Here is a 26051-nt window from a genome sequence, read left to right as displayed (position 1 = left end):
AGCCCCGCAACCTTGACCTATTTACGATTCGATCTTCGAGAAGTCGGCAATGTCATGCAACGCAGTGCGAATTTGCGCCAACAGCTTAAGCCGGTTGGCGCGCTCGTCTGCATTGTCACTATTTACCGTGACCTTTTCGAAGAATGCATCGACCGGTTCACGCAACCGCGCAAATTCGGCCATAGCCGCGGCATAATCCTCGTCACGCAGAAGTGGCAGGGCCTTATGCCGGACATCAATGAGCGCCTCATACAGCTTGCGTTCTTCTTCCTCGCGCAGAAGAGATGCAGAAACGTCCGCGTCATAGGACGTATTGTCCTTTTTCTCTTCGATGCGCAGGATGTTGGACGCGCGCTTGTAGCCGGCCATAAGGTTGACGCCGCTTTCACCAGAGACAAAATCGGAAAGCGCTTCAACACGGGCCAGCAGGCGGACAAGATCGTCCTCGCCATCCAGTGCAAACACGGCTGAGACCAGATCATGGCGCACACCCTGTTCACGCAGATGGACTTTCAGGCGGTCTGCAAAGAAGGCCAGAAGGTCTTCGACCGCCTCGTCACGACGAATGGCTGCCGGATACTGGGAGACGGCAAATGCAAATGCGCGACGCAGCGGCAAACGCAAACCGTTTTCCAGAACCAGACGGATGACACCCAATGCCGCACGACGAAGCGCAAACGGGTCTTTTGAACCGGTCGGCTTTTCATCGATGGTAAAGAACCCGGCAAGGGTATCGAGCTTCTCTGCCAGTGCCACCGCGACCGAAACCGGGGCCGTCGGGCAAGTATCCGACGGGCCGGCAGGTGCATAATGTTCGGCAATGGCATTGGCGACTTCCGGGGCTTCGCCGTCATTTTCGGCGTAGTATTTACCCATCAGTCCCTGAAGTTCGGTGAATTCGAACACCATCTGCGACACCAGATCGGCCTTGCCGATTTCTGCCGCACGGTCTGCCAGTTTGACATCGCAATTCGGAATGTCGGCAGACAGTTCACGCGCAAGGCCCCGCAAACGCAATACGCGTTCGGCAAGTGATCCAAGCTTGGCGTGGAAGACGATGTTATCAAGTTTCGGCAGACGCGATTGCAGCGTCACTTTCCGATCCTGATCCCAGAAGAATTTGGCATCATGCAGACGCGCACGCAGAACACGCTCGTTACCGGCGATGATTTTGGCGTTGTTGTCGGCAGTCACCATGTTGGAAATCGTGATGAAGCGCGCGGCAAGTTTGCCGTCCTTGTCTTCAACAACGAAATATTTCTGATGTTCACGCATCGAGGTTTCCAGAACCTCGCGCGGGATGTCCATGAACTGGTCGTCGACCTTGCCCATGACCGGAACCGGCCATTCAACCAGACCACAGACTTCTTCAAGAAGACCATTGTCTTCAAGAAGCTCATATCCTTCGGCAGCGGCCAGTTTTTTGGCACCTTCAAGGATGACCTGCTTGCGCTCTTCGCGGTCAATCATGACCTTGGCCGCGCGCAGTTTTTCCTTATATTCCGCAGCATTGGCAACGCTGAATTCCGCCGGCGCCAGGAAGCGATGACCACGTGTGCTGTCACCAGCGGTTACCGGACCATAGGTTACCGGGATCACCTTGCCGTCAAACAGGCACAGGATGCGGTCAAGCTGACGAACCCAGCGGACTTTCTGATCAGCCCAGCGCATGGATTTCGGCCATGGCAGTTTGTTCATCGCATCTTCGATGATGTCCTTGATCACCTCGGATGCTGGGCGGCCTTTCTGCTCGACAATTGCAAACAGGAAGACACCCTTGGGCGTTTCGCGCTTTTCGCACTGTTCAAGGGTCACGCCGTTGCCGGCAAGGAACCCGCTGATGGCCTTTTCCGGGGCATCGGCACGCGGACCGCGGCGTTCTTCGCGCAGGTCAGGCTGCTTTTCCGGCAAACCGTCAATGATCAGCGCCAGACGACGCGGGGTCACAAGTGCCTCGACATTATCGAATGCAAGGTCGGCGGCCTTCAGGCCATCCGTCACCAGCTTCGACAGGTCTTCGCTTGCACGGGCCTGCATACGGGCCGGGATTTCTTCGGAAAACAGTTCAAGCAGCAACTCGGCCATAACTTATGCCTCCTCTTTCAGATGGCCGCGCGACCGCAGCCACGCCTCGCAGCAGGATTTCGACATGTCACGAACACGACCGATATAGGCCGCACGTTCGGTAACCGAAATCACGCCGCGCGCATCAAGAAGGTTAAAGAGATGGCTTGCTTTCATGGCCTGTTCATAGGCCGGAAGCGCCAGACCGCGTTCGATATTCACCGCACACTCGGCCTGCGCATCCTTGAAGTGCTGGAACAACATATCGGTGTTCGCAACTTCAAAGTTATAGGTCGATTGTTCAACTTCGTTCTGAAGGAACACTTCGCCATAGGTCACGCCCTGACCGTTATAATCAAGGTCATAAACGTTTTCGACGCCCTGGATATACATCGCCAGACGTTCCAGTCCATAGGTCAACTCGACCGGAACCGGATTACATTCAAAACCGCCAACCTGCTGGAAATAGGTGAACTGGGTGACTTCCATACCGTCAAGCCAGACTTCCCAGCCAAGGCCCCATGCCCCAAGGGTCGGGCTTTCCCAGTCATCCTCGACAAAACGGATATCATGGGCCATCGGATCAATGCCCAGATGTTTCAGCGATCCGAGATACAGATCCTGCGAATTGCTGGGCGACGGTTTCAGCAGAACCTGGAACTGGTAGTAATGCTGCAAACGGTTGGGGTTCTCGCCATAACGACCATCGGTCGGGCGACGACATGGCTGCACATAAGCCACATTCCAGCTTTCCGGACCAAGCGCGCGCAGGGTTGTCGCGGTATGGAAGGTACCGGCACCGACTTCCAAGTCATATGGCTGAAGGATGACACATCCCTGATCAGCCCAATAGCTTTGCAGTCGAAGAATGATTTCCTGGAATGAAGGGGGACGTTGCGACCCGTCGAGCGCCATGGCGCGAACTCTCTATTACTGTTGCCTATAAATTAGAGCGGCAAGCTACCGCCCTGCCCCCTCGCGGTCAAGAACGCAAAAGCCCTGAGACACGCTGAATTTGCAACCCTTGCATCCGGGCTGGCCTTCTTATGCCGCATTGCAGCAACATAGATCAACGATCCGATCCGGATTTCCAAGCAAAATTCACGCAATTTCACCCAAAGTCGTAGCCCGGAATGCTTTTATTTACGGGCAAGAATATCAGACTCAGGCATCACAGCGATGGGCTGAACCCTCGGCATGGTAAACACCACAATCAGGGCATTTTTCCATTTCCTGCGCGGCGGGCGCGGACTGTTCGTTTTTCTGAGCGCGGGTTTGCTTGGGCTGATCCTTGGTCGGGACCTGCTTGGCACGGTTAAACAGCTTGAAACCTTGCCAGACGACAACAATGACCAAGGCAGTGAAGATTATTTTCGAAAAGCTCAGCATATCCGGTCCCAAAGCACCCAAATTTCCGTGACACAAGCCACAGCCATGTCGCACTTATAGGGAACTCTTCGCGATTTAGAAACCGGGCAATGGCAACGGATTGCGCAAAAGTATGTCAGTTTCGGGAAAATATGCCCCCGCGGCATCATGCAGAACAATCCCGCGCCGCATGCAAAGCGGGGATGCCACACCCTTTCTGGCCGATACAATCACCCGCAAAGGTGCATCTGAATCGGCCTTGGACCAGATCGGGTAAACTGTCATATCACCGGCCCGACCATGCAAAATCCCGATGATACGGTCCAGATGATCCGCACGATGCACAAGGGTAATGCGGCCCTTTTGCCGAACCATTTTCAGGCAAAAACCGATCCAGTCTTTCAGATCGGCACTGCCTTCCTGATGGGCGGTCGCGCGGCTTTCATTGGCCGGTCGCGTGCCCCCGGCATAATAGGGCGGATTTGAAATCACCTGATCGAAGCTTTCCGCGACAAGCGGCAAGCTGGCATCATTGATATCACCGTGCACCGGGTTGACCCGGCCCGCCAGTTCATTTTCCACGACGTTGCGGCAAAACAGGGCGTAAAGGTCATCCTGAAGTTCGACCCCGGTAACCTTTGCATCCTCAAGCCGCTTGGCAACACAAAGCCCGGCCGACCCGACAGCCGCCCCGACATCCAGAATTTTTTCATCCCGCCTGGAATTGATCGAAACAGAAGCCGCCAGCAATACCGCATCGACTGCCGCGCGATAGCCGTCAACCGGCTGTTTCAACGTCACCGCCCCACCCAGCAGATAATCATGACTGATGCGTGTTTCCGGAAAATCAGGGACGTCTATTGCTGCCACTGCGCTTGCCATCGGATCAAGGTCCTGCCTGCTGTGTTATTCCGATGCCAGGGCGTCGGAGGATGAATTGGTCGCAGCGTTATGCGCATCCAGATCGCGTCTGGCAATATCGAGAATGTATTTCGCCCGGCTTTCGGCTTTGCCATCCACCATCAGCCGGCGGGGAAGTGCACCAATCGATCCTTCGATGATGCTGGCATGATAGTCAAAGATATGGCTTGTGATTCCTTCGTCCGCCAAGACCGATTGCGCCCAGCTCAGTTCGATCGGATCATTGCTGCGAAAGAGTTCAATCATCTGGCATTTCCCCTGAAACTTTGGTGTTGCCTGCGTCCTGCACCTTAGGATCGGAACGACGGGAACAGACTATATGTAATATAATGTAGGGGCTTACAGACAGAGATTTCAAAATTCTGTCGGCAAAACCGCAATTTATCGGGAGAAATCCAGATCACCCGATACGATTTGTCCACTTGACCATGGTGCCTTGGCCTATCTATGTTGAGGCCGCCTGGTGTTATTTGCGATCTTCGCCCAAAGCAGGCAGCGAAGATGCCATTGAGATAGTCGGAATACAGCGTGACCAATACCGCACCGCAGCCTAAGACTCAGCCGAGCCTTGATTCACTGATCAACCTTGTCGACGCCGATATGAAGCGTGTCAATCAGGTGATCATCGACAACATGCACAGCGAAGTCGCCCTGATTCCGCAATTGGCAACCCATCTGGTTGCAGCCGGCGGCAAGCGTATGCGTCCGATGCTGACACTGGCCGCAGCCCGGTTGTGCGGATATGGCGACGGCCCGCATGCGGTTGATCTTGCCGCATGTGTCGAATTCATCCACACCGCAACGCTTCTGCATGATGATGTGGTCGATGAAAGCCAGCTGCGCCGGGGTCAGGCATCGGCAAATGCCCTGTTTGGCAACGAGGCAAGCGTTCTGGTCGGGGATTTCCTGTTTGCGCGCGCCTTTGTGGTCATGGTCAAAACCGGATCGCTGCGCGTTCTTGATATTCTGGCACAGGCATCGGCTGTCATTGCCGAGGGCGAAGTCCTTCAGCTGTCGACGGCAAACGACATGGGCACGACCGAAGAAGCCTATCTTGAAGTCATCACGGCCAAAACCGCGGCCCTGTTTGGCGCGGCGTCACAAATTGGCGCGGTGATTGCCAACCGGTCCGCCGAAGACGAAGAAGCCCTGCGCCTTTATGGCATTTATCTTGGCACGGCATTCCAGCTGATTGACGATGTTCTGGATTATTCGGCCCATCAGGCAACCCTTGGCAAAACCGTCGGTGATGATTTCCGCGATGGCAAGGTGACGCTGCCGGTCATTATTTCCTATGCCAAGGGCGATGATGAAGAAAAAGCATTCTGGCGCCGCTGCATGGAAGATCAGGATTTCAAAGACGGCGACCTTGACCGGGCGCAGACCCTTATTCGCAAATATGATGCCCTTGATGCGTCCATGGACCGGGCCCGCGAATACGGCCAGATGGCGATTGATACACTTGCCCGTTTTGAAGATGGCGCAATCAAGGATGCGATGATCGAAGCGGTAGAGTTCTGTATTTCCCGCCCTTATTAACGGCCATACCCCAAACGCATGCCGGGGTCGTTGAAGTTTGTCGTAAAAATATCTTGCGTCATGCTTCATAAACCAGTATCACCCGGCTTCGCAGAATGACGGAGCGTAGCTCAGCCTGGTAGAGCACTGTCTTCGGGAGGCAGGGGTCGGAGGTTCGAATCCTCTCGCTCCGACCATCATTCAAAGGCCCTGAAACGTTTCGGCGTTTCGGGGCCTTTTGCGTTTTACCCGCCGCGATCGGCAACTTTCCCCCCGGCCCCCCCCCCAGCCCAGAGGTGATCTTTGTCGCTTTCGGGCAACCGGGTGCTGAAACATCAGATTTCGACGAATTTTTTCACCCGAAACAGCCGGATTATGCTTGATCCGCGCCGAAAGACGGGCTAAACCTCCGCCCACTGACGGAGCGTAGCTCAGCCTGGTAGAGCACTGTCTTCGGGAGGCAGGGGTCGGAGGTTCGAATCCTCTCGCTCCGACCATCAGTCGGGCGGTCTTTCATTGAAAGATCGCCCGTTTTTATTTCCGATGTGTTCATCCCTGAAACTTCATGTTGATCGGTCCCTTCCCATCCGGCCTGATCGATGATGTGTGCCATCCCCCTTTGACGGTGTTGCAGATGCAATGGCCCGAGCGGTTTCATGATGCGGGCACCCCATGCCCACTATCCATTCCGGTAGCTGTGCCCACCCCGCGACAAGTTGCCCCCTACCTTTTGAAAATCGGCATCCACGATTCCATCTGGCAAAAAGCCGACTCCACCCTATTAAATTCGGCGGAATGGCAAAAACTATGTAGTTTATAAGGATTCTAACCGCACCCTCACCAAAAGCCGGATGAAATCGGCATTTCAGTGCGCAATTCCTACTTTTGAATAGTAATGCAAGTTCTTTTTTGCCCGAACGGAAAGATATTTTCTTGCGCAACGGGCTAAACAAACTTGCCCATACTTGCGAAATACGCTTATGCTTCGCCCTGCAACATAAAGATCGGGGAGAAAACCGCCCAATAATAAAAGCAAAAGGCGGTAGTCGACCTCACGTGGTATTACCAATTTCGGACTTCTTAGGGAGGAAGACGAATGACTTTTTCTAAATTGCTCAAGTCGGCAACCTGTGCCGCTGTTCTTGCTGCAGCTGCATTTTCTGTGGCGCCGTCTGATGCAAATGCTCAGGAGCGTGTTCGCTGGAAAATGGGTTCGACCTATCCGGGCAGCCTGACCCAGCTTGGTACGCTCGGTAAGCGCGTCGACGACAAGATCGACGAAGTTTCCGGTGGCAACATCAAAATCAAATTCTATGAGCCGGGCGCACTTGTGCCGGCACTTGAAGTTTTCGATGCCGTTTCGACCGGCTCGATTGATGCCGCATTCTCCACACCGGGCTACTGGGCAGGTAAAGTTCCGGCACTGCAGCTGTTTGGCTCGGTTCCGTTCGGTCCGCAGGCTGGTGAATACCTGGCCTGGGTCAAGTTTGGCGGCGGTCAGGAAATCTTTGACAAGCTGTATGCCGAACATGGCATCAAGTCGCTGTTCTGCGGCCTGATCGCACCGGAAGCATCCGGTTGGTTCTCCAAGGAAATCAACACGGTTGAAGACCTTAAAGGTCTGAAAATGCGCTTCTTCGGCCTTGGCGCAAAGGTCATGGAAAAGCTTGGCGTTTCCACCCAGCTTTTGTCAGCAGGTGACATTTACCCGGCCCTTGAACTTGGCACCATTGATGCCACCGAATTCTCGATGCCGGCAATTGACCTTAAACTCGGCTTCCACCAGGTCGCGAAATATTACTACTTCCCGGGCTGGCATCAGCAGTCGACCTTCTTTGATCTGATGATGAACAAGGAAAAGTGGGACGCACTGGACAAAACCCAGCAGGCACAGATCGAAGCCGTTTGTAACGACAACCTGGCTTACGGTTTTGCCGAAGGTGAAGCCATTCAGTTCGCGGCTCTGAAAGAGCTGCAGGAAAAAGGCGTCAACATCAAGAAATGGTCCCCTGAAATGCTGGGCGCGATGCGCGGGGCATGGGAAGAAGTTGCGGCCGAACTTTCGGCTGATGATGCTGACTTCAAAATGGCCTATGAGAGCCTCCAGGAGTTCCGTGCGAACTACAAAATCTGGAAAGACATCGGTTATCTCGACTAATCCGACAGGTCTGACTGACTGCTAATGCAGTCAATAAGAACAAGTCTCGGCAAGGCCGGGTGCCAGGTGCCCCCGGCCTTGACCGCGAATAAAAAAGACCCGGGAGACTTCTATGGAAGCGCTACTAAAAATCAGTGACAGCATGGACAATGTTGTTACCCGCGCGGGAAAGCTCGCTTCCCTGCTTGCCATTCCACTGATGTTCGTCATCATCTATGACGTGATCCAGCGCAAATTCGGCGGTCAGGGCTCCATCAAGCTGCAAGAACTTGAATGGCACCTGCATACCGGCCTGTTCATGCTGTGCTTTGGATATGGTTATGTTCGTGATTCCCACGTTCGCATCGAACTTATTCGTGACAATCTGCGCCCGCGCACACGCGCCATCATTGAAATGATCGGCGGCATTTTGTGTGTCTTGCCGTTTTGTGCACTGGTTATCTATTTCGGTTTTGATTTTGTTGCCCGGTCCTATGACAGCCACGAGGTTTCGGCTGCTGCGACCGGATTGACCCATCGCTGGATTATCAAGTCCACCATTCCGATCGGCTTTGGCCTTCTTGCCATGGCGGGCATTTCCATCTTCCTGAAATGCTTCGTTTTTGTCTTTGGTCCGACCGACCTGCACAAGCGTGCCGGCTATTATGTCGGTACTCATCACGCAGACCTTGGCGATATCGCCAAAGTCGAAGACTAAGCGGAACAGGGATACATCCAAAATGGGTAACTTCTATATCGAAGACTGGTTTCCGCTGTTCATGTTTGCCTCTTTGGGCATTCTTGTTTTCACGGGACTTCCGGTCGCATTTGTCATTTCGGGCATCGGGATTGCCTTTGGCTTCCTTGGCATGGCCTATGACATTTTCTCGTTTATTGAATTTTTCAATATCGTTTCACGCATCTGGGGCGGCATCTCCGAAAACATGGTGATGGTTGCGGTGCCGATGTTCATCTATATGGGCACGATGCTGGAAAAAAGTGGCGTTGCAGAAGACCTTCTGGAATGCCTCAACATGCTGCTGCGGAAAGTTCCGGGCGGGCTTGCACTGTCTGTCACCCTGATGGGCACCATCATGGCTGCCACCACCGGCATTATCGGTGCATCGGTTGTCATGATGACGCTTCTGGCCCTGCCGGTCATGATGCGACGCAATTATGACCCGTCGCTGGCCACCGGTACGATTGCCGCATCCGGCACACTGGGCATTCTGATCCCGCCATCAATCATGCTGGTTCTGATGTCCGATCTGTTGTCGGTATCGGTCGGCAACCTGTTCCTGGCCGCGATCATTCCGGGTCTGCTTCTGGCAAGTCTTTATACGCTGTATATCTTTGTTCGCTGCCAGATCAATCCGTCCCTTGCACCGCCCCTGCCCGAGGGCGAAGCGGTTCACGGCATGGATCTGGTCAAGATGATGCTGCGCAGCTTCCTGCCGCCGGTCTTCCTGATTGTTCTGGTTCTGGGATCGATCTTTGCCGGGTTTGCCACCCCGACCGAGGCCGCCGGTGTCGGCGCGGTTGGTGCGACTTTCCTCGCCCTGGTCAAGGGACGTCTGAAATGGCCGGTCCTTAAGGATGTCTGCGAACGCTCCGCCCTGACCGGTGCGATGCTGTTCTTCCTGTTTGCCGGTGCAACGGTCTTTTCCTATGTCTTCCGCTCGCTTGGCGGGGATGACCTGGTGATTGACCTTGTCGAAGGCGCTGGACTTGGACCGTGGGGCATTCTGCTTTTGCTGATGCTGATTGTCTTCATTCTTGGCTTCTTCTTTGACTGGGTCGAAATCACCCTGATCGTTCTGCCGATCTTTGCCCCGGTTATTGCCCAGCTTGATTTCGGTCATCATCTTGATATCGGTGGTGTTGATGCCACCCATGCGCAGGTGCTGACATGGTTCGCGGTTCTGGTCGCAGTCAACCTGCAAACAAGCTTCCTGACGCCACCCTTCGGGTTTGCCCTGTTCTATCTTAAAGGTGTGGCGCCGAAATCGATCTCAATCCAGCAGATCTACAAAGGCATCATTCCCTTTGTTCTGCTTCAGGTTCTTGGATTGCTTCTGGTTATGTATTTCCCGGAACTGGCATTGTGGATGCCAAACACGTTCCTTGAATAACCCGTAACATCCGATCACATCAAAAAGGCGCTGTGCATCACACAGCGCCTTTTTTGCTGCCTGCTCCCAACCGGGACCGCGCAAGACAAAACCGCCCGGATCATGGATCGGGCGGCTTTGTCAAATTCCGGCAATTTCAGCAGCAGAACAATCAGGTATGCATTGCCCGTTCACTTGGCAATTGCAACATCCGGCCCATCAGATAATCGACGTCATCTGAATCGAATTCGACACCAAGATCGCCATACTGGGTCAGAACCCGTTCGATCATCCGGCGCGAATAGCGTTCCTTGTCCTGTTCCCCGCCATCAAAGGTGGTTTCGCGCGCGACTTCAATCGCGGCCCGGACACCCGGGAAGAAATGTTCAGGCAGCTTGGCCTTGTTATAGATCGCCTCAAGACCAAACGGCCCGCTATCATGAATAAGAATGCGCGTATTGATCAGCGACACCCCGGCACGCTTGGCCAGCGCCGCCTCGAAGAAGGATACATCGCCCATGCAAAGAGCGCGCAGGATCAACCCGCTGGTCAAACGGTTGTTGGTATAAAGATGTTCGACAAGCAATTCGACGTCACGATCTTCGACACCATCGCCCAGAAGCCCGATTGTCGCGCTTTCCTGTGACTGGGTCATGACCGCATTAACGATCCCTTCGGGGATGTGCCCGCGCGAAATCAGTTGCGAACGCATCCGTTCGGACACCAGCGTCACCAGCCGTTCGGCAATGGTGATGGGCAAGTGATTGCGTTCGATCATCGGTTTCTGGATGCGTTCATTGTCGCCAAAATCATTGACGACTTTCTGCAGGGAAACTTCGCTGATTTCAGCACCCTGGTTTGACATCAGGTCGACCATTACGTCTTCATGACCGATATCGACAAGGGTCGCAGATACAATTTCCGAAACATAGGCACGCGACGCAATGGCGCGCTGCTTTTCGACACTGTCGGCATTGTCACCAATGATATCGACCAGGTCTTCGTCGTTCAGAACTTCGGAAAATTCAAGAACCGGAAGCGCAACCTCATCCACATCACGGGCAAGCGTTGCGGCCACATCATGGGGAACAAGCGGGGTCTGGGCCAAGTTCTTCGCAAGCGCCTTGCGCACGCGGATCTCGGCATCGCGGATCATCAGTCGAAAGATATCTTCAGCCAGAACACGTTCACTCTCCGAGAGTGTATCCGTGGAAAATTCACGGCTAATCTTATCGGCTGTCTCAGCGCGGTTATCCCCCGAAGGGTCCTGAACCAGCTTGTTCAGATCGTCTTTTGTGATACGTGGCAATAGATATCTCCTGGCACGCTTCTCAACTGGCTGCCAATTCGCACAAGCAGATTATACTTTTGGCACTAAATCGACAAACATATTTTCCCCGTGCGGACGACAAGTTGCTGATTTTCAAACATCCTGCAGTTTTCATTGTTCAACTGAAACCTTCACAACCGCGTTCTGCCGTACAATTTGGCCTGTGAAAAACAAACCATATGCGCCAACCCGACGTATCAGGAAATACCGTAAATTCATCCTGATTAATTGATGAAACTCAAATCCCTGACTTATCAGATATGGTAAGTCTCAGTGAGATTTTCCAATACCGGATGACATGGCAATTTTTTCCAGTGATGTTCTGCCGTGTTGACCTTGCGTTTACCCTGCGAAATGGTAGTCCGAAAACAGATTGTACCGATCGTCAAAAGAACCAAGAGAGAGATCCACAATGACCTATTTGCGCAAACTGTCTTTTGTCGCCAGTTCTCTGGTCATCCTCGCAACCGCGCCAGCAATGGCCGGGGATGCCGCAAATGGCGAGAAACTGTTCAAACGCTGCGCTGCCTGCCACAGCATTGAAGCCGGCGTGAACAAGGTTGGGCCAAGTCTTGCCGGGGCAGTCGGACGCGAATGCGGCACTGTTGAGGGCTACAAATACGGGCGCGGTTATCTGGCCGCCTGCGAGAAGGGCTTTGTTGCCGACGAAGCATTCCTGACCGACTACCTCAAAGACCCGTCTGCGAAACTCAGCGAGATCGCCGGTTCCAAGGAACGTTCGAAAATGGCGTTCAAACTCAAAAAAGATGAAGACGTTGCCGATATCATCGAATTCCTGAAAACCAAGTAATTCCGGTTCAGGACCATCCCGCGACTTCATATGAAAATGGCCGGCTGCATGTATTTGCGCCGGCCATTTTGTTTTCTCGATCCGAAATTGGAACGCAGCAATTATGCGGCCTTGCGCCGTCTTCCCAACTCATCACCAATCGCACGGATCTGATCAACAACGGTGACATTTTCGGTCGATGTGACTTCAAGTTCGCGGTCTTCGTAAACATCGCGATCAGGATGGGCTTCCTGCCAGCTGGCAACTGCAATGTCGCGTTTGCGGATCAATTCTTCGATTTGCGGACGGAACAGCACCATCATCCCCGATACCCACCGGTTCACCGGCCAGGACGGCTGGGCATGATCGATCAGAAATCCGTCAAGCATATTGATCACGTCGTCAGCATCATACCAGACTTCACCGGTTACCCAGCGATTGGTGGTAAACAGCCGCTGACAAAAGCCGAATTCATCCATCGAAAAAGCGATCAGATGAGACAATGCGTCATTCGGGCCTTCGGGATATTCAAACCCGTCAATCTGTTTTGGCTTGCAATGGTCGGGCATGCCGCGCGGACGCATGAATGTATGGAAATGACCATGTTCATCCCATTCACGACGTTCTTCCTTGGGATGGGCATGATAATAGAATTGCGCATGTGACTGGCGATCATAGACATCGCCTTCGGGGTAATGGGACCATTCATAAAAGGCCCCTGCCCCTTTGATCAGTTCACCAACAATGTTGTCGCCGGTTGCCGTCAAGACACGATGGCATTCCATAACATCGCGACCGGCAGCCAACATACGTTCCAGTTGGCCCGTCGGCAGTGAAGTCCAGTCAATTTCAATATCGGTCATACAAACACCAGCATCTTTGCGATCCGCTCAGAATTTCCGCAAAGGCAGAATTATCGGCATTCATGCCCGCGGGCGAATGAACACCGATCAAGAGTTAGTGATTTCACGCTGGTTTGCAACAATGTTCCATCAAAACGGCCTGATTTAACAATGGAAACATCGCATACGGGATACGGACCGGACAGTCCATCAGTCCAGATACATCACCCGGAACCCGATCAGGATATGTTTGAGATGTTCCGGACGCCCATGCCGCGCCGCCGGTCGACAGACACCGCATCCCCGATCATCCCATGACCCGCCCTTGACCAGCCGATAGCCAGCCTGGGCCGATGTTGATGTCCATTCAAACACCTGACCGGCACCGTCATACAACCCGTACGGACCGGGTTCGAACTGCCCGACCGGCATTGTGTCGAACGGTCCGCGATCACCGCTATTGAGCCGATCGGGATCAAAAATATTGCCCCACGGATAAAATGCGCCTTCCGGTCCCCGTACCGCCTTTTCCCAATGAAGCTCACTGGGCAAGGTCCACTTTTTGCCGGTCTTTTCGCCAAGCCACTGCACATAGGCTTCTGCATCCTGCCAGGATACAAGAACGACCGGATGGTTGCCGCGCCCTCTGGGTGGTTTGCCCTTTGACCACAGGAACGGCTGTATGGTGTCAAAGTTATAGATCAGCCCCTGCCGGTTCCATTCATCGCGCGTCATTTCCGGTGCCGGGTGCCCGGTATCTTCGATGAAAGCCGCGTACTGATCATTTGTCACCGGCGTTTTGGCAATATGATAACTCAGAAGATGCACATGCCATTTGTCAGCTTCGATATCGTACCAGCGATTGCGCCGGCTCAGATCATGACCATAGACCTGTTCGTCAATCTGATAGGCATACTGGCGTTCAACCGAATCCGATCCTTGCCAGAACCAGCCTGACGGGATTTCGACAACAGACGGTATATCACCGTCATCTGCCTGTGCCGGTGTGGCGGCAATCATCCCCAACAGAAATGCCGCTGCGCACATTTTATGAATAGATGCGATACTGTCCCCAACTCTCATATGCGAATTCCGTCCTGATCGAACTTGGTTCTCACGGTTTCTTTAGCCTGCCCGACGACTTTGATCTGTCGTCTTTACTATCATCAAGATGAGTAAAAGTGACCGTTCTTTCAATCAGTTTGAGGATTTAAATCCGGTTTTATCCGACCAAATCATTGTGAAGTCGTGATAACCGGGGCAATTGCCGGGCGCTGACCATACACAAAGCTCTCACACAACAGTGAAACCATGTGACGCCGCCCGCCTGCCATTTTGGCCCATAGTGCCTGCACCGATCGGCAGCATCGCCGTCGGGCTTTGATCGAACAGGACCTTTCAGAGAGGCAATAATGACCAAGAAATCACAGAGCTTCGCCAAAAAAGCATTGCTTCCGGCACTGGCCATGGGCACCGGCATTGCAATGGCAACCCCGATGGCAATGGCAGCGCCGCTTCCGTCGCCGACCGCCGAAGTGGCAAGTTGCACGGCCAATCCCTGTGCGGCGAACCCGTGCGCAGCAAATCCGTGTGCGGCCAATCCCTGTGCTGCGAAAAAAATCGTCAATCCTTGCAGCCCTTGCGCGGCTAATCCCTGTGCAGCAAATCCGTGCGCTGCGAAAAATCCGTGCGCTGCAAATCCCTGTGCCGCCAACCCGTGTGCGGCCAAATAAGACCTTTCGCGTCCCGGCGATCTTCCGAAGACAAAGGGGCGATGCATTGCATCGCCCCTTTGCACATACCGGCTTTGATCGGAAAAGCCGAAATCAGTCGCGTACCACCATCACCGAACAATCGGCATGCCGGACAACGCGGGCCGCGTTCGGCCCAAGCAGATAGTCTTTCAGTTCCGGACGATGGGCACCGATCACGATCAGATCGCAATTGGTTTTCTTGGCCATCTTCAGGATCACCTCGTACACGGTGCCCTGCCCCACGATATGCTGAACCTTGATATCGGAGGGGATATGTTCGGACACAAACTCATGCAGCCGCTGATTATAGGCTTCAAGAACCTTGCCTTCATATCCCTTGGGGAAGAACTGCCCGACCATTGACATGCCGACAGATGGCACCACAGTCAGAACATGCAAACGCGCGCCAAAGCTTTGCGCCTGCTTGATCGCGACCGGCACGGCCTTCTTCCAGGAAGACTCATGATCAAGGTCTACTGTAACCAGAATATCCTTATACATGTTCATTCTCCCTGTCAGGCTGTGCCAAGCGCTTCTTCACTGCGCTTGCGACGGCGTTGCAGAACAATGATCCCACCCAGCAACAAGAATGCCGGGATAAAGAACACTTCCTTGGGCATGCGATCAGCTTCGACCTTTACTGCGGTGATTTCGAAATCGAAATCCAGGCCGGCTTTTTCGGCCGGTCCGGCAAAGACCAGATCGTCAATGAAGATGCGACCATCTTCGTTGCGAACGGCAATACCCGCATTGTAAAGGCGATCCTCACCCGAACCTGCCGGACCAAGCGGCAGCATCACGGATTTGGAAACTTCTTCGCCTTCGATATTGATGCCTTCAACATCCAGAAGAATGCTGGAATTTTCCGGCATGCCTTCGGCATCTTCGATGATCGATGCTGCCGGAAGGTTGTCATAAGGCGGCTCGATCAGATCAAGCCAGAAACCCGGACGGAACAGGGTAAAGGCAATCAGCAGCAATGCCGCACTTTCCCACAGCTTGGACCGGGCAAAGAAGTAGCCCTGCGTTGCTGCGGCAAAGACCAGCATGGCTATTGTCGAAACAATGATCACCATCACCACATCCACCGGATGATCCAGACCGATCATCAGAAGCTGGGTGTTGAACAGGAACAGGAACGGCAGAACCGCGGTACGCATCGAATAGAAGAATGCCACCACACCTGTTTTCATCGGGTCAGATCCCGATACCGCAGCCGCGGCGAAGGACGCCAGACCAACCGGCGGGGTCACATCGGCCATGATCCCGAAATAGAACACAAACAGGTGAACTGCGATCAACGGCACGATCAGGCCGTTTTCCGCGCCAAGTTCGACAATCACCGGCGCCATCAGGCTGGAAACCACGATATAGTTTGCCGTGGTCGGAAGCCCCATGCCCAGGATCAGGCTGATCACCGCCGTAAAGATCAGGATCAGCATCAGATTGCCGCCCGAAATCAGTTCGACGAATTCAACCATCACCTGTCCGATACCGGTCAGCGATACGGTACCGACGATGATACCGGCCGCCGCCGTCGCGACACCGATGCCGATCATGTTACGTGCACCGGTCGCAAAACCGTCGATGACATCGGCAAAGCCCTGTTTGAACTCGGCTGCATAATCCGCGGTTTTGCGGAAATATGCCTTGGCCGCATGCTGGGTCAGCATGATGAAGATCATCAGAACCGTCGCCCAGAAGGCCGAAAGTCCCGGTGATTTCAGCTCGATCATCAGGAACCAGACCAGAACCACCACCGGCAGCAGATAATGCAGACCGGCCTTTGCCGTTTCGCCAAGTTGCGGCAATTCGACAACCGGCTGGTTCGGATCATCCATTTCCAGATCGGGATATTTCGCTGCGTAATACAGACCCGCCAGATAGATCACCGCACATTCAATGGCGACAACCCAGCCAACCGCGGCCCCAAACAGCTGTTTCTGGAAGACGATGGCATAATAAACCAGCCCCGCCAGAACAATCAGCGACAGCACAAACATCAGCGACCGGATCAGGGTTTGCGACAGCGTCGAGGTTACCCGTTTCGGCAGGCCCTTCATGTTCGCCTTGAGCGCTTCAAGGTGAACGATATAGATCAGCGCGATATAGGAAATCGTCGCCGGCAGGAAGGCATGCTTGATGACTTCCGGGTACGGAATGCCGACATATTCGACCATCAGGAAGGCAGCAGCCCCCATGACCGGCGGCATGATCTGACCATTGACCGAGGATGCAACTTCGACCGCACCGGCCTTCTCGCCCGAGAAACCGACACGTTTCATCAGCGGAATGGTGAATGTCCCGGTGGTCACAACGTTGGCAATCGACGACCCGGAAATAAGACCGGTCATTGCCGATGACAGAACAGCGGCCTTTGCAGGACCACCGCGCATGTGACCAAGGGCAGCAAACGCCACCTTGATGAAATAGTTGCCTGCACCGGCTTTATCGAGAAGCGATCCAAACAGCACGAACAGGAAGACGAAGCTTGTCGAAACGCCAAGCGCGATCCCGAATACGCCTTCGGTCGTGATCCACTGGTGCGACATCGCCTTGGAGAAGCTGGCCCCGGCCCATTGCAGCACATCCGGCACCCAGGCAGCATTCCCGAAGAAGACATACACTAGGAACAGGACAGCAACACACATCAAGGGCGGGCCAAGTGCACGGCGGGTTGCTTCAAGCAACAGCACCAGACCGGCACCGGCCACAACCAGGTCCTGGGTAATCGGAAGCCCTGGACGCCCGGCAAGGTCGCGGTAAAAGATGTAAATATAGGCAGCACAAAACGCCGCAGCCGCAGCCAGAACCCAGTCAAGGATCGGAATATAGCTGCGCGGCGATGTCTTGAAGGCCGGATAGGCCAGAAATGCAAGAAAGACGGCAAAAGCCAAATGGATCGACCGTGCCTCGGTCGAATTGAACACGCCAAAGCTGACAAGATAGGGCAATGGTGATGCCAGCCACAGCTGGAACAACGACCACGCCACGGCAACATACAGCAAGACCTTTGCTGTCATGCCGCTCGGCTGGCGCGCACCTGTATCATTTTCTGCAATAAGATCCTGCAGGTCCTGATCAGACGCACCCTGGTTCGCGTTTTTCACGTCGGTCATTACAAACTCCCGGTCTGAACAAAGATTTTTGTTCTGGTCTCCAGAATCAAAAAATCTCCGTCGACACACACCCGGTCGCCCACGGAGTACCCTGGTATCGATCAACGATACCGTTTAATTCAATTTTTTGGTCGTACCCAGCGGGCGAAAGAAAGAAAAACGGAGGGCAGAAACCTGCCCTCCGTTCCTGCCTGAATTACATCAGGCCTGCTTCTTTGTAGTATTTTACAGCGCCGTCATGCAGCGGTGCCGACAGGCCGTCTTTGACCATTTCTTCTTTGACGAGGTTCGCAAAAGCCGGATGCAGCTTTTTGAAATCGTCGAAGTTGTCAAAGACTGCTTTAACAACGTGGTAAACAACGTCCGCATCGGTTGCGGTCGAGGATACGAAGGTTGCGCCAACACCAAAGGTTTTGACGTCATCCGGGTTACCGCGATACATGCCGCCCGGGATGGTGGCAACACGGTAATACGGGTTTTCGGCAACCAGTTTGTCGATGGCATCGCCAGCAACTTCAACCAGAACCGAATCACAGGCAGTGGTTGCTTCCTGGATCGAACCGGACGGGTGACCAACGGTGTAGATCATCGCGTCGATCTTGTTATCGCAAAGCGCCTGGGACTGCTCAGCCGGCTTCAGCTCGGATGCCAGTGCGAAATCGTCAAGGGTCCAGCCTTTGGCTGCCATAACGATGTCCATGGTGTCGCGCTGACCCGAACCCGGGTTACCGATGTTCACGCGCTTGCCTTTGAGGTCGTCAAAGGTTTTGATGCCGGCATCTGCGCGGGCAACAACGGTGAACGGCTCCGGATGGACGGAGAAGACAGCACGAAGATCTTCGAACGGACCGACTTCGGAGAATGCTTTCTCACCATGCAGGGCATAGTACTGAATGTCGGACTGGGCAACACCAAGGTCCAGTTCGCCCGAACGGATGGTGTTGATGTTGTAGGACGAACCACCGGTGGATTCGACCGAGCAACGAATGCCGTGCTCTTTACGATCCTTGTTCACCAGACGGCAGATCGCGCCACCGGTCGGGTAGTAAACGCCGGTTACGCCACCGGTACCGATGGTGATGAAACGGTTTTCCTGTGCTGATGCCTGACCAGCAAAAAGCGATGCGCCAGCAATCGCTGCCACGGCAGTCGCTACTGCAATTAGTTTTTTCATTAGGATTAGCTCCCTTGTACACCCTGTTATAAGGCATCCAACCATTCTGGACGGAATAGTCGAATTATAGGGAAACACCAGTTAAATCAGGTGTTTCGACTTCCAGATTATAGGGTTGGGCGCTTTGAATTTAAAGCCCATAACCCCAAAACCTCCTGATAAAATTCAAACTTTCAGCATTTCAAGTGCTTGCGATGAGGCCTCCTACCATAATGGTTGCATGATCTGATTTGCTTGTTCGCCTGTCGCGATCTTGCGGCCCATCAAACGCGCACCGGCTCGTGCCTGCGCGATAAGGTCAGCATTACCCTGTGCCAATGATCCGTCAACCTTAAGATGATTATTCTCAAATCCGATACGCCCGTGACCACCCAGTCCGGCCCCGGTCAGGATGCATGCATTTTCAAACGCACCAAACGCACACAGCATCCATTCCGACACATACGGGCTGGAGCCGATGAATGGCAGCAACTCGACAGGATTGGACATCTGACCAACCGTGTAGCGCCCCAGCACGAAAAGAACCGGGAACTTTTCGCCGGGCAGAATTCCCGCTTCGACCAGCTGGTTGAAACGCGCGACATCTTCGGGGGCATAAAGGATGAATTGCGGCAAGATACCCGCTTCACGCATGAATTCGCAAAATGCCCGGACCTGATCAAGGTCGGCATTTGGCGGGGCGATTTCACGAATGGCAATCGACACCGCATCAGGCACAAGCGCACGCACCATGGCCATCTGCGCATCGGCATCATAGATGCCAACCGCTTCGGTCGTGACCTGCAACAGCATGTCCGGGCCGACGGCATTGCGCACTTCGGTCAGCATCTCGCGATAGCGCCCGGCATCCAGACTGTGTTTCTGATCATCATCACGCACATGCAGATGCATCATTGCCGCCCCGGCCTTTTGGCAGGCAACCGCCTCGCGGGCGACCTCGGCCGCTGTGATCGGAATATTGGGAAGATCGGTTTTGGTCTTGCGCGCACCATTGGGGGCCGCGGCAATCAGAAACGGGGTTTCACCATATGCCATCATGCCAGCCCCTCGGCAGCAAAGACGTCGTCCAGTGCAGCTGCAAACAGATCAACAATCTTTGCAACATCATCTTCGGTGACGATAAACGGGGGCGCAAACAACACATGATCCCCGCGCACGCCATCAATTGTGCCCCCCATCGGATAGGCCATAAGACCGCGGGCGAACGCCGCCTTTTTGATTTTCGCATTGATCTTGAGCGCCGGGTCAAACGGGTCCTTGGTTTCACGGTTTGCGACCAGTTCGACCCCGCGAAAAAGTCCGCGACCGCGAATATCGCCAACAAACGGATGCTGCCCAAGCTTTGCCTGAAGCCCGTTCACAAGGTTTTCCCCCTGTTTGACCACATTGCCAAGCAAGTCACGATCGCGGATTGCCCGCTGGGTTGCCAGTGCCGCCGCACAGGCCGTGGCATGCCCCTGATAGGTATGGCCATGCTGGAAAAAGCCCGAACCGGTTGCAATGGCGTCATTGATCTTTTTGGAAACCAGAACCGCACCAATCGGCTGATATCCGGCGCCAAGTCCTTTGGCAATTGTTTGCAGATCGCCGGAAATGCCTTCCTGTTCGATCGCATGAAGGGTTCCGGTACGCCCCATGCCGCACATCACTTCATCAAGGATCAGCAACACACCGTACTGATCGCAAATCTCGCGAATGCGTTTGAAATAGCCCGGCACCGGTGCAAGGGCACCGGCCGTCGCACCGACAACCGGCTCGGCCACGAAGGCCGCAACACTATCGGCGCCAAGTTCAAGGATTGCAGTTTCAAGCTCATTGGCCACACGAAGACCATAGGTCTCCGGCGTTTCATCCGGGCGCTGGTCCCGATACTGATACACTGGTGCAATGTGGCTTGCGGTGATCAAAAGTGGCTCGAACTGTTTGCGCCGCCACATATTGCCGCCCACCGACAAGGCACCAAGCGTATTGCCATGATAGGACTGGCGACGTGCAATCACGTATTTGCGGTCCGGCTGCCCGATTTCCAGGAAATACTGACGCGCCATCTTAAGAGCGGCTTCGGTAGCCTCCGACCCGCCAGACACAAAGTAGACCTTGTCCATACCGGCCGGTGCGTTGGCCACCAGTTCATCAGCCAGTTCTTCCATCGCATCCGATGAAAAGAACCCGGAATGGGCATAGGCAATCTGATCGATCTGGGCATGCATTGCCGCACGAACATCCGGGTCGGAATGACCAAGGCATGACACGGCCGCACCGCCACAGGCATCAAGATAGCTTTTGCCATTCTGATCAAAGATATAAATGCCTTCACCGCGAACAGCACGCGGCGGTGTCGCCGTACTGGAACGATGCAGAACACGGGTGGTGGCATTGGGAACGGGATTGGTATTTGACACAGTCGTCATGTTCGGAAATCCGTATGGGGCTGCAGTTTTGCCCTAGTCTTCAAAATAGGTATCGAAAGCAGCAAGTTGTTCTTCTGCTGCGGAAATCCGCTGCAGGGCCTTTTGACCGCCACGCGCGACAAGCAGGGCAACAAGCGCCTGCATGACCGACAACGCGGCGGTAAAACTTTGGAAAAATGATTGCGACGTATCGCGCACAACCAGTTTGGTCATGGCATCAAGTGCAATCGGGGACACGTCTGAATCACTGATTGCGATTACCGGGCAATGCTGGCTGCGCGCGAAATCAACGGCGCGGACCGTATCGCGGATATAGGGTTTGGCCGCCACCGAAATCATCAGATCGCGACGCCCGATACCGCGCAATTCATCCCCGAATGCGCCGGCATGACCATCAACCAGCACCCCGTTATCGCGAAACAGCCGATAGGCATAGGCAAACTGATATGCCGCCGGATACGCAGCCCCGCGCCCGACAATATAGACATGGCGCGCATTTTCGATTGCGGCACATGCCCTGATCATACCAGCCATCAGATCGGGATTGAACGCAGCGCCGATATTGTCGATTTCGGTACGCGCGATGCTTTCAAGCAAATGTTCGTCACGATTGGCATCATGTTCGGTACTTTGCGTTTCACGGGCCCGCTGGGCATAGCTTGCGGGCTGATCAAGCAACCGGTTCTGATAGTGATCGCGAAATTCCTGCCATGTACCAACCCCGATCGCCCCCATCAGACGGGTGATCGTGCTGGGCGGAACATCGGCAGCCGCGGCAAGTGCGCGCATCGACCGCAAGGCGACCTCGTTGGGATGATCCAGAATATAGCGCGCCGCTTTCTGCATCTGCGGACTTAGCTTGCCATAGTCGGAAATCAGTTTTTCGCGCAGATCGGAATACAAACCCATCTATCAGGCACCTTTGTGCAACAGGACACCTGAAATTACGCCACATGACCTTGCATTTCGCAACATATGTTTCACTTGCCGCAATCATTGAAACACATGTTTCACACAAGTGTTTCACGCGTTTTGAGTGACTTAGATCCGTGACTGTTAAAAATCATGGACTTATTAGAAAAAACTGTAACAATATTAAGAGTCATACAAGAAACGTGAACGTTTCACCCAAAAAGAATCTTTGTGCCTTTTGGTAAGGGACTGGGCACCGAATCGGTAGGTGGCCAATGGAACATCGGATCATTGATGCACTTGCGCAGACGCAAGCAGGCATTGCTCTTTTTGACGCGGACGAACGGATTGTCTATGCCAATCCGGCGTGGGAGCAATTGATCACCGGTGTTGCCGAAGAAGATCTGATTTTCAACGAAACCGAACTTGCCGATGGCGGCATGATTTCCGTTTGCTTCGTCAAGCCACAGCTTCTGCCGCTTGATAAAATCAATCTCGAAAATTCGGCCAATGATTCCAAAATCGGGACCGTCATCATCGCCGATGACAGCGAAAGCAACCGCATGGTCGCCCGTCGTATCCTTCAGGCCGAAGGATACAGCATCGTTGAAGCAAGCAACGGACAAACGGTTCTGAACATGCTACGCCGCGGGGTCAATGCCGACCTGATCCTGATGGATGTTGAAATGCCCGATATGGACGGCTTGCACACCACCCGCCGTATCCGCCACATGGCGGGACCGGTTTCACAAACCCCGATCATTGCGCTTTCGGCACATCAGTCGCGTGACTGGAATGTCATTGCCCGCCAATCCGGGGTCGATGAATTTATCAACAAACCGATCCAGCGCGAAAAGCTGATCGAAACCATGCATGACCTGATTTCGCGTGCACCGGGAACGGTCAGCAACGCCCAGTCCAAAAACTCGCCCCCGCCGCATCTAAGGAGCAAAAGCGCACGCATTGGTCGCCCGCCACGTCCGGAATCCCCGACAAGCCCGGTGCTTGATATTCGTGTTCTTGAACAACTTTACAATGATGCCGGGGATGAAGGCGCAAAATGCGGCATCGACATATTCATCAATGAAACGGAATCACGGCTGGTCAAAATCGACAAGGCCCTGTCAGAAGATGACCTGAAAACCGTGCGCAACGAAGTCCACGCCCTTAAAAGCACGTCGGGGACCTTTGGATTACGTCAGTTGTCGGAATTGTGCGAAACGACCCAGTCGGTGTTTGAAGACAGCAACCTTGACGAAGAACGCGTGCTTTCATTGTCGCGCCAGGTCGTTCAACTGGCGCCAACCGCGCTGACCGCCCTTAATCTTTATCGCCGGTCGCGCAATATTGCCGGTGACAGCACGGCATAAGGCAAAACCACGCTGTTCCTGCCATTGGCTATTTCCCGTTGCGAATCATTGGCCAGACTGCCCAAACCAGAAGCGCCCAAACACTAAGCGACATGTCCATATCGCGTCCTGATATGGCACGCTTCCAGCATTTGCGTTGTTCGGTTGATGTCACCCCCGTATGCGCAAACAGGTTTTTCAAAATCCGGGTCTCGTCCCCCCAGATATATGGCCCCAGCATCGCCAGCCAATTTGCAACAGGCGGATTGAAGCCGATCTTGCGATTGCGCAGATGCCAGTACGGAAGAAACGGCGCAACGACTTCACGCCAAACCGCTTTGCCGCCCCCGCGCAGGTGGGATATCCCCGGCACCTGGGATACTTTGCGTACGATATCATGGCCCAACAATGGCGGCCGATATTCAAGCCCGAACGCCATCCCGCAAAGATCGGCCATGACAAGCTGATTACCGGGCAAGGTCACATCACGATCAAACGTCATCATCTGATCGGTCAGCGGCATTTTGGCATCAAAACCGCCATCATCGGGATGCCACCCCGCCGTCAATTGCCCAATCGCACAACGGTTATTCCAAACCGTGAATGCTGTCTTTGCATCCCCTTGGCCGCCAGCCAGGAACCGCGACAATGCGCGATTGCCAATCCCCTGTCCGGCCTGTGCCGATAATCGCCGCAGGCTTGCTGGCAGATAGTGCCAGGCACTGTCAAACAACCGCGCGGCACGATAGCGCGGGTAACCGCCAAACAGCTCATCACCGCCATCACCACTTAGACAAACCCGCACATCCCGCGCCACCCTTTCTGACAGCTTCCAGTTCAAAACGATCGCTGGATTGGCAAAGGGTACGCCGACGGCTCTGAGTACCGCTGTCAGAATATCAAAAATCTCGTCCGCCTTTTGCGGGGCCGACACAATGCTTAATTCAAGTCCGAGATGCGCACACAGTTTACGTGCCGCATCGGTTTCATCACGTGCCGGGGCATCAAACCCCATCGTGAATGCAGGTGGCGGATCACGATCATGCCCGCGTGCAATGTCGCATGCGATTGCCGCTACACCGGCACTATCAAGCCCGCCTGAAACCAGACAACCAAGGGTGCAATCAACATCCATCGCATCGGCAACCGATTGACGAACATGTTGGCGCAAATCCGCGATTACATCGGGTATTGCCTGCCCCGCGCGCTCGGCTGTCGCCGGATGAGCGATGATGCTGCGCGATATTTTGCCATCCTGCCAACACAGGACCGTTCCCGGCTTCAGACGTTCTGTCTGGCGAATACCGCTTGCCGGGCCTGGCACGAACAGATGGGCAAAATAATCTGATGCAATGCTGTCATCGAATTGGCCTGCCCGTATTTCATCAAGTGCCGCCAGTTCCGACGCAAAGGCAATGTCACCATTGGTGCGATGCGCAACATAAAGCGACTTGATCCCCAACGGATCGCAGGCCAGCCAAAGCCGCCTTTGCGTCCGGTCCCAAAGTGCCAGCGCGAACTGCCCGGAAAGACCGGCCAGAATATCGGCAACATCGCAGTCATTCGCGACGGCGCGCGCCAGCACTTGCAAGACAAGTTCGGCGTCACTGGAACTGCGTGGCAAAGCACCATCATTGTTCAGGTGGGCAATCTTGCGCCGGTGAGCGGCAATATAGCCATTAAATACCAGAACGAATTTCCCGTCTGATGTCACCAATGGCTGATCCGCAGATGGATCGGGATCCGTGGTCATGAGCCGCGCACAGCCAAGTGCAACCGTTCCACTCATGGCACCATCGGGCTCTGTCCATATTGCTTGATGGTCAGGACCACGATGGGACAGTTTTTGCAACATGCGCGCCATTGCCGGCTGATCAGTTGGTGCTGTTAGCCCGGCAATACCACACATCGACCTTATGCCTGTTTGTCCGGACCGGGCGCATCGTCGGGTGCGCCTGCTGCACCGGGGCCAGTTTGCGTTTGGCCAGTCGTCTGATTTGACGTTTGGCTGGCAAGGCGGTTTTGAAGGTCACGCAACACATAAAGGCGAAGCGCACTTGAAAGATTACCGTCGCGATCGGAATCAATTTCGACAACAAGCTCCGCCAGGGTCACGTTGCGGCGTTCGGCAATACCGACCAGTTCCTGCCAGAACGCATCTTCAAGCGAAAAGCTGGTTCTGTGCCCGGCAATTGTCACTGATCTTTTACGAACGCTGTCATCCATCGGCGTTTATATCTTTTCATGTCTG

The 26051-nt window shown here is 54.2% G+C and carries 23 protein-coding genes and 2 tRNA genes; 8 read left to right on the top strand and 17 right to left on the bottom strand.

All coding sequences use genetic code 11. From position 1 onward, the window contains the following. Window positions 1-21: 21 nt before the first annotated feature. From glyS to M9H61_RS19485, 5 genes are all read right to left on the bottom strand, one after another. Window positions 22-2085, bottom strand: a complete 2064-nt coding sequence (gene glyS, locus M9H61_RS19505) for a glycine--tRNA ligase subunit beta (protein ID WP_250282453.1) — start codon at window positions 2083-2085, stop codon at window positions 22-24. 3 nt (window positions 2086-2088) lie between these two features. After that, the gene (locus tag M9H61_RS19500; RefSeq protein ID WP_068519578.1) at window positions 2089-2979 is read right to left on the bottom strand and encodes a glycine--tRNA ligase subunit alpha; all 891 of its coding nucleotides are present in this window, start codon (window positions 2977-2979) and stop codon (window positions 2089-2091) included. A 249-nt stretch (window positions 2980-3228) separates the two neighbouring features. Beyond that, window positions 3229-3453 (bottom strand): hypothetical protein, encoded by a 225-nt coding sequence (locus M9H61_RS19495; RefSeq protein WP_250282451.1) that lies wholly within the window; start codon window positions 3451-3453, stop codon window positions 3229-3231. A gap of 75 nt (window positions 3454-3528) precedes the next feature. Beyond that, entirely contained in the window at window positions 3529-4314 is a 786-nt protein-coding gene (locus M9H61_RS19490) for a tRNA1(Val) (adenine(37)-N6)-methyltransferase (protein ID WP_250282449.1), read from the bottom strand. A 24-nt stretch (window positions 4315-4338) separates the two neighbouring features. Then, entirely contained in the window at window positions 4339-4599 is a 261-nt protein-coding gene (locus tag M9H61_RS19485; RefSeq protein ID WP_250282447.1) for a DUF2007 domain-containing protein, read from the bottom strand. Between the two features lie 282 nt (window positions 4600-4881). On the opposite strand from M9H61_RS19485, the gene M9H61_RS19480 reads away from it, so the two are divergent. The 6 genes from M9H61_RS19480 (at window position 4882) to M9H61_RS19455 (ending at window position 10140) form a co-directional block, all read left to right on the top strand. Continuing rightward, window positions 4882-5892 carry a polyprenyl synthetase family protein gene (locus tag M9H61_RS19480; protein WP_114113829.1) on the top strand — a complete coding sequence of 337 codons (1011 nt, stop codon included), beginning with the start codon at window positions 4882-4884 and terminating at the stop codon, window positions 5890-5892. 99 nt (window positions 5893-5991) lie between these two features. After that, window positions 5992-6068 (top strand) — tRNA-Pro (locus M9H61_RS19475). A gap of 223 nt (window positions 6069-6291) precedes the next feature. After that, window positions 6292-6368 (top strand) — tRNA-Pro (locus tag M9H61_RS19470). 599 nt (window positions 6369-6967) lie between these two features. Beyond that, the gene (locus M9H61_RS19465; protein ID WP_068519573.1) at window positions 6968-8029 is read left to right on the top strand and encodes a TRAP transporter substrate-binding protein; all 1062 of its coding nucleotides are present in this window, start codon (window positions 6968-6970) and stop codon (window positions 8027-8029) included. A gap of 112 nt (window positions 8030-8141) precedes the next feature. Beyond that, window positions 8142-8726: a TRAP transporter small permease subunit gene (locus M9H61_RS19460; RefSeq protein ID WP_068519572.1), complete on the top strand. Its 585-nt coding sequence runs from the start codon at window positions 8142-8144 to the stop codon at window positions 8724-8726. 22 nt (window positions 8727-8748) lie between these two features. Further along, on the top strand, window positions 8749-10140 hold the full coding sequence (locus M9H61_RS19455; protein WP_068519571.1) for a TRAP transporter large permease subunit: 1392 nt from the start codon (window positions 8749-8751) through the stop codon (window positions 10138-10140). A 151-nt stretch (window positions 10141-10291) separates the two neighbouring features. Here M9H61_RS19455 and M9H61_RS19450 read toward each other — a convergent pair whose 3' ends face one another. Continuing rightward, entirely contained in the window at window positions 10292-11428 is a 1137-nt protein-coding gene (locus tag M9H61_RS19450) for a DUF2336 domain-containing protein (protein ID WP_068519570.1), read from the bottom strand. A 433-nt stretch (window positions 11429-11861) separates the two neighbouring features. On the opposite strand from M9H61_RS19450, the gene M9H61_RS19445 reads away from it, so the two are divergent. Next, complete coding sequence (locus tag M9H61_RS19445; protein WP_082817864.1) at window positions 11862-12260, top strand: c-type cytochrome; 399 nt, start codon at window positions 11862-11864, stop codon at window positions 12258-12260. A 101-nt stretch (window positions 12261-12361) separates the two neighbouring features. Here M9H61_RS19445 and M9H61_RS19440 read toward each other — a convergent pair whose 3' ends face one another. The 9 genes from M9H61_RS19440 to M9H61_RS19400 all read right to left on the bottom strand — a co-directional run bounded on the left by M9H61_RS19440 (window position 12362) and on the right by M9H61_RS19400 (window position 22448). After that, window positions 12362-13102, bottom strand: a complete 741-nt coding sequence (locus M9H61_RS19440) for a hypothetical protein (RefSeq protein WP_206927011.1) — start codon at window positions 13100-13102, stop codon at window positions 12362-12364. A 189-nt stretch (window positions 13103-13291) separates the two neighbouring features. Continuing rightward, window positions 13292-14164 carry an SUMF1/EgtB/PvdO family nonheme iron enzyme gene (locus M9H61_RS19435; RefSeq protein ID WP_250282445.1) on the bottom strand — a complete coding sequence of 291 codons (873 nt, stop codon included), beginning with the start codon at window positions 14162-14164 and terminating at the stop codon, window positions 13292-13294. A 139-nt stretch (window positions 14165-14303) separates the two neighbouring features. Further along, complete coding sequence (locus M9H61_RS19430) at window positions 14304-14861, bottom strand: hypothetical protein (protein ID WP_250282443.1); 558 nt, start codon at window positions 14859-14861, stop codon at window positions 14304-14306. A gap of 46 nt (window positions 14862-14907) precedes the next feature. Then, window positions 14908-15336 (bottom strand): universal stress protein, encoded by a 429-nt coding sequence (locus M9H61_RS19425; protein WP_068519566.1) that lies wholly within the window; start codon window positions 15334-15336, stop codon window positions 14908-14910. Between the two features lie 14 nt (window positions 15337-15350). Next, window positions 15351-17954, bottom strand: a complete 2604-nt coding sequence (locus M9H61_RS19420; protein ID WP_250282442.1) for a TRAP transporter permease — start codon at window positions 17952-17954, stop codon at window positions 15351-15353. Window positions 17955-18150: 196 nt separating this feature from the next. Beyond that, window positions 18151-19128, bottom strand: coding sequence for a TAXI family TRAP transporter solute-binding subunit (locus tag M9H61_RS19415; RefSeq protein WP_068519564.1), 978 nt, complete (start codon window positions 19126-19128; stop codon window positions 18151-18153). A 204-nt stretch (window positions 19129-19332) separates the two neighbouring features. Next, complete coding sequence (locus tag M9H61_RS19410) at window positions 19333-20166, bottom strand: 3-keto-5-aminohexanoate cleavage protein (RefSeq protein ID WP_250282439.1); 834 nt, start codon at window positions 20164-20166, stop codon at window positions 19333-19335. Next, the gene (locus M9H61_RS19405; protein WP_250282437.1) at window positions 20163-21539 is read right to left on the bottom strand and encodes an aspartate aminotransferase family protein; all 1377 of its coding nucleotides are present in this window, start codon (window positions 21537-21539) and stop codon (window positions 20163-20165) included. Before M9H61_RS19405 ends, M9H61_RS19410 begins: the two co-directional genes overlap by 4 nt. 33 nt (window positions 21540-21572) lie before the next feature. Then, a complete protein-coding gene (locus M9H61_RS19400; protein ID WP_250282434.1) occupies window positions 21573-22448 on the bottom strand; it encodes a MurR/RpiR family transcriptional regulator in 876 nt (291 codons plus the stop codon). A gap of 278 nt (window positions 22449-22726) precedes the next feature. Between M9H61_RS19400 and M9H61_RS19395 the strand changes: the two genes are divergently transcribed. Further along, window positions 22727-23821: a response regulator gene (locus M9H61_RS19395; protein WP_068519561.1), complete on the top strand. Its 1095-nt coding sequence runs from the start codon at window positions 22727-22729 to the stop codon at window positions 23819-23821. 28 nt (window positions 23822-23849) lie between these two features. On the opposite strand, the gene M9H61_RS19390 is transcribed toward M9H61_RS19395, so the two are convergent. Together M9H61_RS19390 and M9H61_RS19385 are read right to left on the bottom strand one after the other, a co-directional pair. Continuing rightward, window positions 23850-25655 (bottom strand): asparagine synthetase B, encoded by a 1806-nt coding sequence (locus M9H61_RS19390; RefSeq protein WP_256469507.1) that lies wholly within the window; start codon window positions 25653-25655, stop codon window positions 23850-23852. Window positions 25656-25714: 59 nt separating this feature from the next. Continuing rightward, entirely contained in the window at window positions 25715-26026 is a 312-nt protein-coding gene (locus M9H61_RS19385) for a ribbon-helix-helix domain-containing protein (protein WP_250282431.1), read from the bottom strand. Window positions 26027-26051: the final 25 nt, after the last annotated feature.

Source organism: Thalassospira sp. GO-4 (assembly GCF_023588965.1).
Taxonomy (GTDB): Bacteria; Pseudomonadota; Alphaproteobacteria; order Rhodospirillales; family Thalassospiraceae; genus Thalassospira; species Thalassospira povalilytica.
The sequence above is the reverse complement of the archived record's forward strand: the minus strand, read 5'-3'. Positions and strand labels throughout refer to the sequence as shown.